The following is a 13,619-nucleotide window of genomic DNA, read 5'->3' as shown; positions in this document are numbered from 1 at the left end:
GGGGCCTGCTCGTACTGGCAGGTCTGGCGGTGGCGGTGCTGCTGCTGCCCGCGTTCTGGCGCTACCGCGCCCCGGACCCGGACACGGACACGGACACGGCCGGGCGCGCCTAGGCCCGCTCGCTCCGGCGCTTACCTGGACCCCCACGGCGGGTAATCTGCGGGCATGGCGAATCCGACGGGGGAGCAGTTCGAACTGACCCGGGGCGGCGCGCGCGCCGTGGTCACCGAGATCGGGGCGGGACTGCGGGCGTTCGAGATCAACGGCGTGCCGTACGTCGAGACCTTCGACGCGGCCGAGGAGCCGCCCAAAGGCGCGGGCCAGGTCCTGCTGCCCTGGCCCAACCGCACCCGGGGCGCGCGGTGGACCCACGACGGGACCACCCAGCACCTCGCGGTCACCGAACCGGCACGCGGCAACGCCATCCACGGCTTGGTCCGCCACGCCGAATGGCGTCTCGTCGAACACGGCGAATACTTCATCCGCCTCGAGACCGAGGTCGCGGACGAGCCCGGCTGGCCGGTCCCGCTGCACACCGAGATCGTCTACGCGCTGTCCCCGAGAGGCATCACCGTCACCCACGAGGTGCACAACGCGGGTGCCGAGTCGGTCGGGTTCGGCGTCGGCACCCACCCGTACCCGCGCATCGGCGACGTGCCCACCGAGGAACTGACCCTGACGCTGTCGGCGACCCGCGTTCGGCCCCATGTCGACCACGATTGGCCCTTCGGCGAGGAGACCGACGTCGCGGGCACCGACCACGACCTGCGTGCGGGACGGATCGTCGGTGGGCTGGACCTCGACACCGCGTTCGGCGGGCTCACGCCGGGCGCCGACGGCCTGCACCACCACCTGCTGCACCACGACCGCACCACGCTCGACCTCTGGACCGAGCCCGATTTCGGGTGGGTGCAGGTGTTCACCCCGCCGCGCCTCGGCGACCGGGGACGGGCGATCGCCGTGGAGCCCATGACCTGCCCCGCCGACGCGCTCAACTCCGGGACCGACCTGATCAGCCTCGCGCCGGGTGAGAAGTGGCGGGCGAGTTGGGGAATCCACGTAGAATCGTTAGCGTAGCGAACCATGACGACGACAGCGATCATCAACGGCTACGTGGTCCCCGTCGACGGCGACCCCCTCGACGGCGGCACCGTTCTGCTCTCCGACGGCCGCATCACCGCGGTCGGCACGGCGACCGCGGTCGAGGTCCCCGGGGACGCGGACGTGGTCGACGCCGCCGGTTCGTGGGTCGTGCCCGGTTTCCTCGACGCGCACGCCCACCTCGGTGTGCACGAGGAGGGCGAGGGCTGGGCGGGCAACGACGTCAACGAGATGACCGACCCCAACGGTGCCCGCTTCCGCGCCCTCGACGGGATCGACCCGTACGAGACCGGGTTCGACGACGCCCTCGCGGGCGGGGTCACGAGCGTGGTGATCAAACCCGGCTCCGGCAACCCGATCGGCGGGCAGACGGTCGGTGTCAAGACGTGGGGCCGCACGGTGCTGGACATGCTTTTCGCCGAGCGGGTCAGCGTGAAGAGCGCGCTCGGGGAGAACCCCAAACGGGTCTACGGGGAGAAGAATCAGACACCCGCCACCCGGCTCGGAGTGGCCGCCGTGCTGCGCGAGGCGTTCACCAAGGCCCGCAACTACGCCGCCCAGCGCGACCACGCACGCGCCGAGGGCACGCCCTTCGACGTGGACCTCACACTCGAAACGCTGGTGCGGGTACTGGACGGCGAGTTGTACTGGGACCAGCACACCCACCGCGCCGACGACATCGTCACGGCCGTGCGGCTGGCCGAGGAGTTCGGCTACAAGCTCGTCGTCAACCACGGCACCGAGGGCCACCTGATCGCCGACTTCCTCGCGGAGCACGAGGTTCCGGTCATCCTCGGGCCGCTGTTCACCACCCGGTCGAAGGTCGAGGTGCGCCACCGGACGTTGCGCTCGGCGGGCATCCTCGCCCGCGCGGGCGTGCCGCTGGCGCTGACCACCGACCACCCGGTCGTGCCGATCGACTTCCTCGTCTACGAGGCGGCGCTGGCGGTCAAGCACGGGCTCGACCGGGACACGGCCCTGCGTGCGCTGACCGTCAACCCGGCGCGCATGCTCGGCCTCGACGACCGGGTCGGAGCGCTGCGGCCGGGCCTCGACGCCGACGTGGTCGTCTGGTCCGGTGACCCGCTGGACGTGATGAACCGCGCGTTGCGGGTGTTCGTGCGCGGGCGCGAGGTCTACCGGTTCGACGCCGAGCGCGGTGAAGGTGTGGTCACCGACCGCCGCTACCGGGAGTGACCCGGGGGAATACCCGGTCCCCGCCACGCGCGGTCCGCGACGCCGTGCACCCGGCGCCGGGTCGCGCGCGGCTCACCCGGCGCAATCGACCGCGGTGTTCACCCGGCGCGCAGGGAGCGGGCGATGAGCATGCGCTGGATCTGGTTGGTGCCCTCGAAGATCTGCGGCACCTTGGCCTCCCGCAGGTAGCGCTCCACCGGGAAGTCCCGCGTGTACCCGGCGCCCCCGAGGACTTGGACGGCGTCGGTGGTGACCTTCATGGCGGCGTCGGTGGCGACGAGCTTGGCCACCGACGACTGCCTGCCGAACTCCCGGCCCCGGTCGCGGCGCCGCGCCGCGTCCAGGTAGGTCGCCCGCGCGGAATCCACGGCGGCGGCCATGTCGGCCAGCAGGAACTCCATGCCCTGGAAGTCGATGATCGGCTTGCCGAACTGGCTGCGGCCGCGCGCGTAGGCCACGGCCTCGTCCAGCGCCGCCTGCGCCAGCCCGACCGAGCACGCGGCGATGCCGAGCCGCCCCGACGCCAGCGACGACAGGGCGATCTTCAGCCCTTCGCCCTCGGCGCCGAGGAGCCGGCCCGTGTCCACGGGGGCGTCGTCGAAGAGCATCTGGCTCGTCGTGGAGGCGGTCAGCCCCATCTTGCGCTCGGCGGGCGCGGCCGTCAGCCCCGGAGTGTCCGCGTCCACGAGCAGGCAGCTGATGCCCTTGCCCCGGTCCGGCCCGTCGGGTGAGCCGGACGTCCGGACCATGGTGGTGTAGTAGTCGGCCTGCCCGCCGTGGGTGATCCACGCCTTGGCGCCGGTGATGACGTAGTGCTCGGCCTCGCGCCGCGCCCGGGTGTTCAGCGCGGCCGCGTCGGAGCCCGCCCGCGTCTCGGACAGGGCGTAGGCGCCCAGCAGGTCGCCGCCCAGCATGTCCGGCAGCCACCGGTCCCGCTGCGCGTCGGTGCCGTGGTGGGCCAGTGCGAAACACGACATCGTGTGCACCGACAGCCCGACGCCGACCGACATCCACGCCGTGGCGATCTCTTCGAGCACCTGGAGGTAGACCTCGTAGGGCACCTCGCCGCCGCCCCAGCGTTCCGGGTACGGCAGGCCCAGCAACCCGGAGGCGCCGAGGAGCCGGAACTGCTCCCGGGGGAAGCGTTCCGCCTCCTCGTACCCGGCCGCCGCCGGGGCGAGTTCGTCGGTGGCGATCTCCCGGGCGAGCGCGACCAGGTCCTCGGCCTCCGTGGTGGGCAGCAGGCGTTCGGCGGGCATCGGTGCCTCCGTGCTCGGTGTGCGTGGAGATGTACTCAGAATAGTACTGTAGTCCGCTCTATAGTACTGTCCAGCGTACTGTTCCGGATTCCGGCGTAGGGTTTCGCCCATGCCCCCGACCCCACCCCGCACCCGTAGGCAACGCGCGGTGCTCGACGAGCTGGAGCGGTTGTTCCTCGCCGAGGGGTTCGTCGCCTTCACCCTCGACGACCTGGCCGCGAGGCTGCACTGCTCGAAGAGCACCCTTTACGCGCTCGCCCCGAGCAAGGAGCAGCTCGCCGTCAAGGTGGTGGCGCACTTCTTCAAGGGCGCGGCCGAGCGGATCGAGAAGCGCATCGCCGACGTCGATGACGCGCGCGAGGTCGTGCGCACCTACCTCGCGGGGGTGGCCGCCGAACTCGACCGTGCCTCGCCCGCGTTCATGGCCGACGTCTCCGCGTTCGAGCCCGCGCGGGCGGTGTACGAGCTGAACTCGCAGGCCGCGGCCGGGCGCATCCGCCGGTTCCTCGCCGACGGGGTGGCCCAGGGCGTGTTCCGCGACGTGCACGCCGGGCTCATCGCCGAGCTGGCGGCGTTGCTGATCGAGGGCATCCAGACGGGCGCCGTCCGCGCTCGCACCGGTGTCTCGGACGCCGAGGCCTTCACCGCCCTGGGCGAGTTGCTCCTCTCCGGCGTCTCTCTCGACCGCCCGTGATCCCGCCCACGCCTGTTGATGTGCCGTCAAGGCCTCCTTCACTGCACTCAACGCAGTAAAGGAGGCCTTGACGGCACCTGCGCGGGCGCGAGCGGCTCCGTGGGCACGGGGGTGGGTTAGCATCGCGGGCGTGATCGTGTCTGGTGGTGAAGCGCTGGTCGACCTCGTGCCCGCGGGAGAGGGGTGCGCGGAGGGGTCCACTTCGGACCTTCTTGCGCCCCGGCTCGGGGGTGGGCCGTACAACGTGGCGCTCGCTGCCGCGCGGCTGGGTGTGCGCACCGCGTTCCTCTCGCGCGTCTCGCGCGACCGGTTCGGCGACGAGCTCGTCCGCAGGCTCGACGAGTCCGGTGTGGACACCGATATGGTCCAAAGAGGTCCTGAACCGAGCACGCTCGCCGTGGTCTCGCTCGATTCCGAGGCCGGCGCCCGCTACAGCTTCTACACCGAAGGCACCGCCGACCGGTTCGTCGCCGACCCCGGTCCGCTGCCGGAGGACACGGCGGCCCTGTCCGTCGGCACGCTCGGCATGGTGCTCCAGCCGGGCGCGGCGACCTACGAAGCCGTCCTGCGCCGCGAGCACGAGCGGGGCGTGCTCACCGCGCTCGATCCGAACATCCGCGCCGACATGATCGCCGACCCGGACGCCTACCGCGCGCGCTTCGCCTCGTGGCTGCCCTCGGTCCGGCTGCTCAAGGTCTCCGTCGACGACGCCCAGTGGCTGGCGGGGGTCACCGACCTCGCCGACGTGCGCGCGGCGGCGCGCGACTGGCTCGCCGGCGGACCCGCGGCGGTGGTCCTGACCGCGGGAGGCGATGGCCTGTCGGTGCTGACCGCATCCGGCCACGACGTGACGGTTCCCACGCACCCCGTGCGGGTGGCGGACACGATCGGCGCGGGGGACACCGTCCAGGGCGCGCTGCTGGCGTGGCTGGTGCGCCACCGGGCCGCCGACCTCGGGGCTCTCTCGGCGCACGACTGGACCGAGGCACTCTCCTACGCCGCCCGTGCGGCCGCCGTTACGGTGTCCCGTCGCGGCGCGGAACCACCCAGGGCCGACGAACTACCGCCCAGCGTGTGAATCTGGTCGCACAGAGTTAGCTGTGGGTAACACCACGGCTGCGTAACCGGGCACTTCTGGACTAGCGTAAAGAGGAATTCATACCCCAGCGGGACGGTGTGCGAAAGTCTGTGACCCGCACGACCTGCGGTCGCAGCCGGCCCGTGTGACCGTGAGAGGCATGTGCATGTCCGACGCGACTGCGGCGCAGACCGGGGGCGAGACGGTGCGACTCCGCCTGCCGAGCGGCGAGCACGAGTTGAACGTGGTTCGCGCCGTGGAGGGCGCGCCCGGTATCGAGCTGGGAAAGCTGCTCGCTCAGACCGGCTACATCACCTACGATCCGGGTTTCGTCAACACGGGCGCCACGTCTTCGGCGATCACCTACATCGACGGTGAGCAGGGTATTCTGCGCTACCGGGGCTATCCGATCGAGCAGCTCGCACAGAACTCGAACTTCATCGAGGTCTCCTACCTGCTCATCTACGGCGAGCTGCCCAGCAAGCAGCAGCTCGACGAATTCACTTCGAAGATCAACAGGCACACCCTGCTGCACGAGGATCTGAAGCGCTTCTTCGACGGGTTCCCCCGTGACGCCCACCCGATGCCGGTGCTGTCGAGCGCGGTGTCGGCGCTGTCGACGTTCTACCAGGACTCGCTCGACCCGTTCGACGACTCCAACGTCGAGCTGTCCACGGTCCGCCTGCTGGCGAAGGTGCCCACGATCGCCGCCTACGCCTACAAGAAGTCCATCGGCCAGCCCTTCCTGTACCCGGACAACTCGCTGGGCCTTGTCGAGAACTACCTGCGCATGACCTTCGGGCTGCCCGCCGAGCCGTACGAGATCGACCCGGACGTGGCCAAGGCGCTCGACATGCTGTTCATCCTGCACGCCGACCACGAGCAGAACTGCTCGACCTCGACCGTGCGGCTGGTGGGCTCGTCGGAGGCGAACCTGTTCGCCAGCATCTCGGCCGGGATCATGGCCCTGTTCGGCCCGCTGCACGGCGGCGCCAACAGCGCGGTGCTGGACATGCTCTCGAACATCAAGGCCGACGGCGGCGACGTGGACGACTTCGTCCGGCGCGTGAAGAACCGCGAGGAAGGCGTCCGCCTGATGGGCTTCGGCCACCGGGTCTACAAGAACTACGACCCGCGCGCGAAGATCATCAAGCAGACCGCCGACGACATCCTCGCCAAGATCTCCGGCGGCGACGAACTGCTCGACATCGCCAAACGGCTGGAGGAGCGCGCGCTGTCGGACGACTACTTCGTCGAGCGCAAGCTCTACCCGAACGTCGACTTCTACACCGGCCTGATCTACCGGGCTCTGGGTTTCCCGACGAAGTACTTCACGGTGCTGTTCGCGCTCGGCCGCCTGCCCGGCTGGATCGCGCACTGGCGCGAGATGATGAAGGACCCGGCCACCAAGATCGGCCGCCCGCGCCAGATCTACACCGGCGAGAAGCAGCGCGACTACACGCCCCTCGACCAGCGCTGAAGCCGGGCTCGACGGGATGCCCGAACATGCCCCGGTCACCGTGTCCGACATCCGGATACGGTGACCGGGGTGAATCTCTTCCCGGAGCTAATCAATCAAATCCTTCGCGGCCTGGGCAACGTCGCCAAGAAATCCACCGAGTTCGTCGACCGCGCCGGGAAAGAGTCCACCAAAAGTCATTCCAAACGTTGCGCCGACGGGCCCGCCAATCGCTCCCCCGATGCCCGCCCCGACAGCTGCCCCGGTAGTCGTGTCTTTCTGCGCCTCCTGTAATGCTGGTTCGAAAGTCAGGTTCCCGTGCTGATTCGCTATCGCGTTACCGACATTGTGCAGGAACTGTTCGTCGCTCCAGTAGCCACCGTGTCCGTTGTCCTCCTCGGTCGCTAGGATCTCCGTTCCGGGCAGTTCGCCCGGAGCGTCGCCATGAACCTCGAAGAAATGTGATGGACGAATAAGATCAGCCGTGCTTGTCGCCTCGTAGACCGCGCCGTCGAGGTCTATTTCTGATTCGACGTCGCCGGACGCGGCATCGTCGATCCCGAACCCGGGGCCCGCCACCGAGATGATGTCGGCCTCCATTCCTGGCGCGTGCTTCGCGGCTTCACCCGCTACGACGGTTCCGTACGAGTGTGCCACCAGGGTGGTGTGTGCACCGCCCTCATCATGAGCGGCTTGGAGTCCGTCGACGAATTGGCGAAGCCGTGGGCCGCCGTCTTCGGCGTATTTCGTCTCCGTGGCCGCTGAAATGTCGTCCGGAGCGTCGTAGTCGAGCCACAGGACCGACGCGACACTTTCCTCGGTCTTCGCGTCCGCCGCTTCGAGCATGACCCTTGTGCGATCGAGGTCAGTGGCGAATCCATCAGTCCAGAGTCCGGCGGTCATACCCGGGACGTAGACGGACACGTTCTCCGCCGTGTCGGGATTTCCCATGGAGATGGCGATCTTGCCGTCGCCTTCGTGGTCGAACGTCAACAGGTACAATGGCGCCGCGTCGGTCGAATGCGATTCGATGATCCGATCTCGAAGGTTCTCGAGTTTCGCGATCTTGGTCTCGCCGTCTTCGTCGCCTTGTAGACGTTGAAGTTCGTGTTCGAGCAACGCCATGTTCGCCTCGTGGCGGGCGGTGGCCGGAACGCCGTCGAGGCTGCCGATCTCCGCGGGATTTTGCTGAATGAGCTGTCGACGTTGTTCGAATGTGAGCGCGTCCCACCAGCGCGATACCTTCGAGGGGCTCGCCTCCGAGGGAATCGATATTGTGGCCAGGTTCCGGAGTGAGGATCGGGCCGCGAGGTCTGCGTAATCCTGGAGGATTGAAGTGAGTTCTTCGTCAGCGTCCTTCGCCTCGGCGAGTGCTTTTCGCGCGAGCTCGGTGAGCTCGCGGACATCCGCTTGCGCCGGTTTCTTCCCTGGAAGCGGTTCAGCCGACCCGTCGTGAACAATTCGCAGCCCCAAGCCAGGTGCCTGGGTGATCGCACGCAGAAGGTTGGCCTGGGCCGAACGCCATCGTTGGGCTGCCGTAGCCAGCGCACGAGAGACCTCTCGGGCGTCGTCAGCAGCCCGGAGCAATGACCGCATGTCTTCGCTGATCGTCGAATACGCTCGGTCGGCGGCGTCTCCCCGCCACGCGCCCCCTTCGATGGGGCCTAAGACGCTGTTCCGAACCTGGTCGGCGCAGGTTTCCAGCGCCTCGCTCAACGTCATCCAGGCAGCGGCGTCGGCGTCGACGGCGTCGATGTCGGCCGAGTGCAGCTCGTCGACGTTCATGCCGGCGTCACTCCCGGATGAGTTGTCACCTCATTGAGTCGCCCCACGATGTCTGTGAGGCTGCGCGCCGCCGCGTTATCGGTGTCGGCGTACTTCGTCACCGCCTCGCTCAGGCGGTCACCGATGAACCGCACAAGCTCCGCTCGGTCGCTCGTGAAGCGCATCCACCGGTCGGCGGCCGTGGCCAGCGCGGAGCCGCTGGAGAAGCCTGCGAGGCCGCCGGTCGCGGAGTCCAAATCCATCCTGCCGGTGGCGTGCAGGGAAAGGTCCTTACCAGCGTGTGTTGCTTCCGCTGCTGCGGTCCGCAGCGCCTCGATATCCACCTCGGGTCCGGCCATGGCCGCTCTCCCTTCCTCGCCGCGTCGGTGTCACCTCTTCCGACGCGTGAGGTGCGGGGCCGGGTCCGGCCGCGTGCGGCCATGGCCGCCCGTTGCCAACTCCGGAGGCCGAGGAGCAGGAACGACAGGGGGAACGCGCCGACCGGCCCTCATATCCGGTCGAGTTCCGAGCCGTCGAGCCAGCCGAACTGGGCGGCGCGGAAGACGAGCTGGATCCGGCTCGACACTCCGGCCAGGTCGTAGAGTTCCGCGACCATGCGGCGCACCGTGCGCGCGGAGACGCTGAACCGGCGCGCGATCGTCTCGTCCTTGCGGCCGTTGGCGATCATGATGAGCAGCCTGCGCTGTCCCTCGGTGAGACCGTGCGGCGTGGGTGCGTCCGTGCCGCCGAGCGGGCTCGCCTGTTGCCAGTACTGCCGGAACAGGTCGGCCCCCGCCGCGACCGCGCCGGGGGTGCGCACCAGCACACTGCCGCGGTCGTGATGATCCGGGTCGAAGGCGGTAACCACGTACTCGTCGTCGACGACGAACGTCCAGGCGGGCAGGACCGGACTCGTCCGGATCTCCACGCCCGCTCGCCGCATCCGGTTCGCGCCCTCGATGAGGGGTGCCAGATAGCTGATGCTGTCGAGCATGATCACCCGAAGCGGCACGCCGCGTTCGGCGAGCTGGACCGCGAGCCCGACGATCGGGCTGTAGTCGGTGGCGTCGGTGACACCGGGTGCGGGTCCGGACGCGGCCAGCACGAGCACCTGACGGGTCGCGGTGGCGGCGATGTGTTCGAGACAGGTGAACGCGGCGGCGGTGTCACGGTGTACGCGCACCTCGGCGGAGGTCCCGTCCGAGGCTTGACTCGCCACGGTGGCCAGCTCACTCACCGTGTCCTCGGCGAGGTCGAGACGCTGTTCGTCCGCCCGCAATTCGCGCCTGCGTCGCGCCAGCAACGGTGTCAGCGCTCGAACCGGGTGGATCGGCCGCACCACGTCGACGACAGCCCCACTGACCTCCGTCGGATCGCCGGTGAAGGTGGCCAGCCCGAGTGCGGCGAGCCGGTGCACGGCGCCGGACACCTGCTCGTAGGGCACGCCGAGTCTGGCTGCGAGCCCAGCGGGGTCAGCGGCGGACTCGGCCAGCAGGAGCCGGTAGACCCGCTCCTCGAACTCGTCGACCCCCACGCTGTCCAGCATTCGACCCCCCATGGCCGGAGCGTGTCGCACCAGAACGATCGGGGATCATAGCGTCGCCGGACCCGAAGCGTGAAGACCCTTAACGGTGTCGCGTCGTTACGAGCCGGACAACACCTCCCTGGCCTTCGTCTTCGCGCCCTGGACGAGGACGTGCCAGGCGTTCGGGTCACCCTTGAGCAGCGCCTCGGTGGTCGACTTGACCTGCTCGTACGTGGCGTGCGGCGGGATCGGCGGTACCTCGGGGTCGCAGTGGACGTCGAGCACGACCGGCCGGTCGGCGGCGAGCGCCCGGTCCCACGCGGGGCCCACTTCACCCGGGTCGGTCACCGTGATCGCCTCGAGGCCGACAGCCCGGGCGATGTCGGCGTAGGAGACCTCCGGGAGGCTCTGTGACTCCTCGAACTTCGGCGCACCGCCCATCGCCCGCAGTTCCCAGGTCACCTGGTTGAGGTCCTGGTTGTGGAACACGCACACCACGAGCCGCTGGTCCGACCACTGTGGACGGTAGCGGGCGATGGTGAGCAGTTCGGCCATCCCGTTCATCTGCATGGCCCCGTCCCCGGCCAGTGCGATCACGGGCCGGTCGGGATGAGCGAACTTCGCGCCGACCGCGTACGGGACGGCGGGCCCCATCGTCGCCAGCGTGCCGGAGAGCGACCCGCGCATTCGCCCGCGCATCCGCAGGTTGCGCGCGTACCAGTTCGTCGAGGAACCCGAATCGGCGGTCACGATCGCGTCGGTGGGCACGCGTTCGGACAGCTCGTGCACCACCCGCATCGGGTTGACCGGGTCGGCGTCGAGCATGGCCTGGTCACGCAGGGTGTCCCACCACCGCGCGACCGACCGCTGGACGCCCTCCTGCCAGCTCCGGTCGGTCTTGCGTTCGAGCAGCGGCAGCAGGGCGCGCAGCGTGGCCTTGGACTCCCCGACGAGAGTGACCTCGGCCGGGTACCGCATCCCGATCATCCCGCCGTCCAGGTCGATCTGTACCGCGCGTGCCTGCCCGTACTCGGGCAGGAACTGCGAGTACGGCAGGTTGGAGCCGACGATGAGCAGCGTGTCGCAGTCGCGCATCAGTTCGTAGCTCGGCCGCGTGCCCAGCAGCCCGATCGAACCGGTCACGTACGGCAGGTCGTCGGAGAGAACGTCCTTGCCGAGCAGCGCCTTGGCCACGCCCGCGCCGGTGAGCTCGGCGACCCGGGCAAGCTCCTCGGCCGCGTTGCGCGCACCCTGCCCGGCGAGGATCGCCACCCGGTTGCCCGCGTTGAGCACGGTCGCGGCGTCGGCGAGTTCGTCCTCGGGCGGGGTGACGACGGCGCGCACCGACCCGGGGGGACTGGAGGGCACGTGCTTGAACTCGTGGCCCGGCGGGGAGTACTCCAGTTCCTGCACGTCAGCCGGGATGATCAGCGCGGTGGGACAGCGCCGGGACTCGGCGGTGCGGATGGCCCGGTCGAGCGCGTTGGGCAGTTGCTCGGGCACCGTGACCTCGACCAGGTACTCGGAGGCCACGTCCTTGTACAGCGCCTTCAGGTCGAGTTCCTGCTGGTAGCCGCCGCCCACCGCGCTGCGCGCCGTCTGCCCCACCAGCGCCACCACGGGAACATGGTCGAGCTTGGCGTCGTAGAGCCCGTTGAGCAGGTGCACGGCACCCGGTCCCGACGTCGCGGCGCACACCCCCACCGTGCCACTGAACTTGGCGAAGCCGACGGCTTGGAACGCCGCCATCTCCTCGTGCCGGGCCTGCACGAACCTCGGCCGGTTGTCCGCCTTCCCGAAACTCGCGACGAGCCCGTTGATCCCGTCCCCGGGGTAGCCGAACACCTGCTCGACTCCCCACTCGCGGAGCCGGCGGAGCATGTAGTCACCGACCGTCTCGGCCATGGCGCCTCCTTGTGCGGTCGCGGCGGTTGGGAACCGGCTACCCGCCGCGCGGCTGTTCAACCCCCGCACGGGCGCGTCCGGCGACGCAGCGCACAGGGAGGTGTTCCGTCAGATGGAACGGTTCTCGCGTGATCGGCCGACCCGTCCGGCGTGGGTCACCGTCTCGGGCGGCCTCCGCGGGGTGTCGTTGTCAGCGCCGCCACGCGCGGACCAGACCTGTACCCGTGTCACCGTGATCGACTACGCTGCGCGGTGCAGTTGTGTAGTCCGGTCGTGTTGCCGACCGCCTGACGCGCGACCCCGACGTGGAGGTGGGCCACTGCCTCGTCGCTGTCGTGTCCGCCCAGGTCCGGCACACCCGCCCCTCGCGTCCGCAGGCGCCCGTCGATATCCAGGTGATCATGACTTTCTCGCCGGCCACGCCACACTCCCGACGCGCACTCGCTTGGCTGTGTGGCGCAGCGATCGTCTCCCACGTCGTCGTGACCTCGGTCGTGTTGTTCCTCCAGGTCGGCGGCGGAGCCTTCTGGCTGATCCCCGGACTCGTCGCCCTCGCGGCCGTCGGGCTGCTGATGTGGGTCTCGGCACGCGAAGTGCGTGCCCGGCTTGACGACTACTCGCGTCTGCGCACGCAGTTCGACGCCCATTCCTATGTCCACCATCGCTTCCTCGCCTTGATGGAACAGGTCGACGACGACGACATGCTGCCGGAGCTGCCGGAGCGCCCGGCCGATCCCGCCGCGCAGCAGGAGTTCGATCGCTATATGGACGTGATGGTCCGGGTGCGTGAGCTGTATCAGGCGCAGCGCAGCGCGGTGCACGCGTCGATGGTCTCGCTCGCGAGGAAGGTGCAAACCACGGCCCACCGGGTGCAAGAGGAGGCGGGCCGGATGGTCTCGCGCCATCCGAACGACGCCGACGTGCTGGAGACCAGCATGCGGATCGACCACGCCGCCGCGCAGCAGGCTCGCTACGCCCAGTCGGTGTCCACCCTCTGCGGCGAATGGCCCGGGCAGCAATGGCACGACCCCCTCGCCGTCGCCGACGTCGTCCGCGGCGCGGCGGGTCGCATCACCGCGTACCAGCGCGTGGAACTGTCCGGCGACCCGGGCGTGGCCGTGTCTCCGCGCGTGGTCGAACCGCTGATCCACCTGGTCGCCGAACTGCTGGCCAACGCCGCGCAGTCCTCGCCGCCCACCACGAACGTGCTGGTGACCCTGCGCCACGTGCAGCGGGGGGCGGTGATCGAGGTGGACGACTGCGGCGTCGGCATGGACGACCGGCGGCTCGAACAGGCCCGGGCCGTGGTCTCCGGGCAGAAGGCCATCGATCTGTACAATCTCGGCGAACTGCCGCAGACGGGGTTCGCCGCGGTCGGCACCTACGTGCGGCGGTACGGCTTCCGCGTGGATCTCGCGGAGTCGGTGTACGGGGGTGTCCGTGCGACGGTGCTGGTGCCGTCCGAACTGACCGAGGCGGTGCCGCCGGAGGGTTCGGTCGCAGGCGGTCAGCTCCCGCTCGCCCGGCACTCCAGCGGGTCGACCATGCCGTCGGTGGCGGCGGTGCCGCCCACCCCGCCGATTCCGCAGGCTCCGCAGCCGGCGCGGAGCAACACGGTTCGCTCACAGCGCACGGGT

11 protein-coding genes are annotated in these 13,619 nt (G+C 69.5%); 6 read left to right on the top strand and 5 right to left on the bottom strand.

Going from position 1 to position 13,619, the window contains the following annotated elements:
- Positions 1-165: 165 nt before the first annotated feature.
- Both SACSA_RS0106995 and SACSA_RS0106990 read left to right on the top strand, forming a co-directional pair.
- Positions 166-1,077, top strand: a complete 912-nt coding sequence (locus tag SACSA_RS0106995) for an aldose 1-epimerase family protein (protein ID WP_019814550.1) — start codon at positions 166-168, stop codon at positions 1,075-1,077.
- A gap of 6 nt (positions 1,078-1,083) precedes the next feature.
- A complete protein-coding gene (locus SACSA_RS0106990) occupies positions 1,084-2,298 on the top strand; it encodes an amidohydrolase (RefSeq protein ID WP_019814549.1) in 1,215 nt (404 codons plus the stop codon).
- A gap of 98 nt (positions 2,299-2,396) precedes the next feature.
- Here SACSA_RS0106990 and SACSA_RS0106985 read toward each other — a convergent pair whose 3' ends face one another.
- Entirely contained in the window at positions 2,397-3,557 is a 1,161-nt protein-coding gene (locus SACSA_RS0106985; protein ID WP_019814547.1) for an acyl-CoA dehydrogenase family protein, read from the bottom strand.
- 109 nt (positions 3,558-3,666) lie between these two features.
- On the opposite strand from SACSA_RS0106985, the gene SACSA_RS0106980 reads away from it, so the two are divergent.
- The 3 genes from SACSA_RS0106980 (at position 3,667) to SACSA_RS0106970 (ending at position 6,809) form a co-directional block, all read left to right on the top strand.
- Complete coding sequence (locus SACSA_RS0106980) at positions 3,667-4,251, top strand: TetR/AcrR family transcriptional regulator (protein WP_048876478.1); 585 nt, start codon at positions 3,667-3,669, stop codon at positions 4,249-4,251.
- Between the two features lie 130 nt (positions 4,252-4,381).
- Positions 4,382-5,329: a carbohydrate kinase family protein gene (locus tag SACSA_RS0106975; protein ID WP_028661632.1), complete on the top strand. Its 948-nt coding sequence runs from the start codon at positions 4,382-4,384 to the stop codon at positions 5,327-5,329.
- Between the two features lie 166 nt (positions 5,330-5,495).
- On the top strand, positions 5,496-6,809 hold the full coding sequence (locus SACSA_RS0106970) for a citrate synthase (protein WP_048876524.1): 1,314 nt from the start codon (positions 5,496-5,498) through the stop codon (positions 6,807-6,809).
- An 87-nt stretch (positions 6,810-6,896) separates the two neighbouring features.
- Here the strand turns inward: SACSA_RS0106970 and SACSA_RS21890 are convergent, their stop codons facing one another.
- The 4 genes from SACSA_RS21890 to SACSA_RS0106950 all read right to left on the bottom strand — a co-directional run bounded on the left by SACSA_RS21890 (position 6,897) and on the right by SACSA_RS0106950 (position 11,982).
- A complete protein-coding gene (locus SACSA_RS21890) occupies positions 6,897-8,573 on the bottom strand; it encodes an alpha/beta hydrolase (protein ID WP_019814541.1) in 1,677 nt (558 codons plus the stop codon).
- Complete coding sequence (locus tag SACSA_RS0106960) at positions 8,570-8,911, bottom strand: hypothetical protein (RefSeq protein WP_019814540.1); 342 nt, start codon at positions 8,909-8,911, stop codon at positions 8,570-8,572. The genes SACSA_RS21890 and SACSA_RS0106960 overlap by 4 nt, the downstream gene beginning before the upstream one ends.
- A gap of 149 nt (positions 8,912-9,060) precedes the next feature.
- Positions 9,061-10,110 (bottom strand): helix-turn-helix transcriptional regulator, encoded by a 1,050-nt coding sequence (locus tag SACSA_RS0106955; RefSeq protein ID WP_232212858.1) that lies wholly within the window; start codon positions 10,108-10,110, stop codon positions 9,061-9,063.
- 84 nt (positions 10,111-10,194) lie between these two features.
- Complete coding sequence (locus SACSA_RS0106950) at positions 10,195-11,982, bottom strand: thiamine pyrophosphate-requiring protein (RefSeq protein ID WP_019814537.1); 1,788 nt, start codon at positions 11,980-11,982, stop codon at positions 10,195-10,197.
- A 482-nt stretch (positions 11,983-12,464) separates the two neighbouring features.
- On the opposite strand from SACSA_RS0106950, the gene SACSA_RS25855 reads away from it, so the two are divergent.
- Positions 12,465-13,619, top strand: a 1,155-nt coding sequence (locus SACSA_RS25855) for an ATP-binding protein (RefSeq protein ID WP_332253277.1), incomplete at its 3' end; no start/stop codon positions are given.

Origin of the sequence: Saccharomonospora saliphila YIM 90502, from assembly GCF_000383795.1 — a bacterium.
Taxonomy (GTDB): Bacteria; Actinomycetota; Actinomycetes; order Mycobacteriales; family Pseudonocardiaceae; genus Saccharomonospora; species Saccharomonospora saliphila.
Note: the sequence above shows the minus strand (reverse complement) of the source record. Positions and strands in the feature narration are given on the sequence as shown.

Excerpts from the sequence above, each read along its gene's own strand:
- SACSA_RS0106995 (WP_019814550.1), top strand. The coding sequence starts at position 166 with ATGGCGAATCCGACGGGGGAGCAGTTCGAACTGACCCGGGGCGGCGCG.
- SACSA_RS0106990 (WP_019814549.1), top strand. The coding sequence starts at position 1,084 with ATGACGACGACAGCGATCATCAACGGCTACGTGGTCCCCGTCGACGGC.
- SACSA_RS0106985 (WP_019814547.1), bottom strand. The coding sequence starts at position 3,557 with ATGCCCGCCGAACGCCTGCTGCCCACCACGGAGGCCGAGGACCTGGTC.
- SACSA_RS0106980 (WP_048876478.1), top strand. The coding sequence starts at position 3,667 with ATGCCCCCGACCCCACCCCGCACCCGTAGGCAACGCGCGGTGCTCGAC.
- SACSA_RS0106970 (WP_048876524.1), top strand. The coding sequence starts at position 5,496 with ATGTCCGACGCGACTGCGGCGCAGACCGGGGGCGAGACGGTGCGACTC.
- SACSA_RS21890 (WP_019814541.1), bottom strand. The coding sequence starts at position 8,573 with ATGAACGTCGACGAGCTGCACTCGGCCGACATCGACGCCGTCGACGCC.
- SACSA_RS0106960 (WP_019814540.1), bottom strand. The coding sequence starts at position 8,911 with ATGGCCGGACCCGAGGTGGATATCGAGGCGCTGCGGACCGCAGCAGCG.
- SACSA_RS0106955 (WP_232212858.1), bottom strand. The coding sequence starts at position 10,110 with ATGGGGGGTCGAATGCTGGACAGCGTGGGGGTCGACGAGTTCGAGGAG.
- SACSA_RS0106950 (WP_019814537.1), bottom strand. The coding sequence starts at position 11,982 with ATGGCCGAGACGGTCGGTGACTACATGCTCCGCCGGCTCCGCGAGTGG.